This window comes from Nostoc sp. (assembly GCF_054880495.1).
In genome coordinates, this window is record NZ_JBTYKD010000418.1 from 1 (window position 1) to 2,107 (window position 2,107).

The window sequence follows — 2,107 nt, forward strand, 5'->3', positions numbered from 1 at the left end:
CTGAGATACCCCATGCGTAAACGCAGGGGGTTCTAACTCACGGAGCGAGTTTCGTTTACCCTTACAGGTTCCGACTTCTCACGCGCTATTAGATTACTGGACATCCGCTCTAACCCATCATTACTGATAGGTGACTTAGAAAAAAGTCGCAGTTCTCGCAGATTGGTTTGACCCATCTTGCCAACCGTCCAGTAGGGATTTCTCCATCCCTAACCAGCCATTTCTAGCTAGCTGGATTGACAAGGTTTCTGTTTTTGAATCGACGTAACGACTCAAGTAAGCAGATAAAATATCGCGTTGCATCTTTAGCCCACAGACTGAGCAATGATGAACACGTTGCGATAATGATTTTTTCTGTTTGTTACCACACAAACAAGTTTGAGAAAGTGCGGTATACCTTGTCGAAAACATTAGAACTGTTCCGCCAGCATTCTCAGCTTTGCGTACTAGTTCTGATTGAAAACTTGAGGGGGACTTAAAGCCAATAGACTTACCCCAATTTTTCTGCCAAGCAATGACCGAAACCTTCTCGGTTTTGATATTTTTACCGAGTTTCAAGGTTTGATTAACTAGCCTGCCATGAGATGATTTACGTTGAGCCGCTTGCTTGCGTTCCATCTCGCGTTTCTTGGCAGCAGTTTTTTGATAATTGTTGGATTTATTCCAACGTTTTGAACCTTTCTTGACTGTGCCATTGGGATTAAAATTATCAGGATTATTGGCACGGCGCTGCCTATCCATCTTGCGTTGTAGCTTTCTAATCTTCTTTTGTTTTGATTCTAATCCAACAGCAAAAGGAGTCCAGATAGTTTCTTTGTCCCCAACAATTGCAACAGTTGAAACACCTAAATCAATACCAACAGTGCCATCACCGATAATATTCTTAGGTTTTTGATATGGTTCACCCTCACAGACTAATTGAGCGAACCAATAAGTTTTTTGATTAAGAATACGACGCACTAAGCGAACATATTTAATTTTTGATGATAACCCATGCAAGATTACAGGGTCGTTGGTTATAATGGCTTGCAGTTTTAACTTTGACCATTCAACACCATTACCAGTCCATCTGATGCCTTGCTTATTGGTCTTCCCCTCTAAAGATGCAAACTGACCTTTCTGTTTAAACCTAACTTTTTTAGCCTTACCAAAAGCCATTCGATCTATTGCTTTAAAAGCCCTAGTAGCTATTTTCTGAATGGTATTAGCATCAAGGTGAGACTTAATCCAAATACTTGCAATAGCTGTTTTGTTGGCAAAAGATTGCAAATCATAGTCACTAAAACGATAAGCCTCTCTAGCTTTTTGAAATGCTGTGGATTTAGCTTTTTTATCATTTTTATCTATGAGTCGGGCTTGCTGGTAAAGTTCGGAATCTCTGACCAACTGCAATCTGTTTTTACCTTCAGACAATACAGCATTATATAGTTGCCTTCCTGCTTCCAATCTGGCAGCAAGAACAGACAAATCTTTAGATGTCGTTATCAACGGTATTTCTGTGACGAAACTAGATGTTTTTGCTGCCTTCGCGGAGCGTGTCGCAGACAAGATTGAATCACCTCCTTTAGTTTCCTTGTTAGTTATCTCTATTCTATCATATAGATACAATACAGTAAACTACTATTTTGCCAAATGACTGAAAAATTTAAATCCAACAATAATGTTGTCTACTCTTGCAAATATCATGTAATTTTTTGCCCCAAATATAGGCGAAAAGTTCTGGTTAATGCTATTGCATCTAGACTCAAGGAATTACTTGCTCAAATAGCTATTGAGATTAAAGTTGAAATCTTGGAAATGGAGATAATGCCTGACCACGTACATTTATTGATCGATGTTGACCCTCAATTTGGAGTACACCGAGCAGTGAAGAGATTCAAGGGTGCAACATCTAGATACTTGCGTTTAGAGTTTCCAGAATTAAAAAGCCGATTACCTTCTCTGTGGACTAATTCCTACTTTGTATCCACTGTAGGGGGTGCGACTTTAGACACTATTAAGATGTACATTCAAAACCAGAAAGAAACTTGACTGCGAATGAATTCGCCTGCGGCTAGCCCCCATAAATAGAATTTAGGGGCTACCCCGCCGCAGTTAATCTGGTGTG

Annotated in this window: 2 protein-coding genes; one reads left to right on the forward strand and one right to left on the reverse strand. The window is 39.8% G+C overall.

The features are described 5' to 3' along the window. Positions 1–135 precede the first annotated feature (135 nt). Positions 136–1,548, reverse strand: coding sequence for an RNA-guided endonuclease InsQ/TnpB family protein (locus ACYTXL_RS35190; RefSeq protein ID WP_461928602.1), 1,413 nt, complete (start codon positions 1,546–1,548; stop codon positions 136–138). Positions 1,549–1,632: 84 nt separating this feature from the next. Here ACYTXL_RS35190 and tnpA point away from each other — a divergent pair, with 84 nt between their 5' ends. Next, positions 1,633–2,031: an IS200/IS605 family transposase gene (gene tnpA, locus ACYTXL_RS35195; protein ID WP_461928603.1), complete on the forward strand. Its 399-nt coding sequence runs from the start codon at positions 1,633–1,635 to the stop codon at positions 2,029–2,031. The last annotated feature ends 76 nt before the right edge of the window (positions 2,032–2,107 follow it).

What these genes read in the sequence shown, in the direction of transcription:
- tnpA (WP_461928603.1), top strand. Translation starts at nt 1,633, where the DNA reads ATGACTGAAAAATTTAAATCCAACAATAATGTTGTCTACTCTTGCAAA.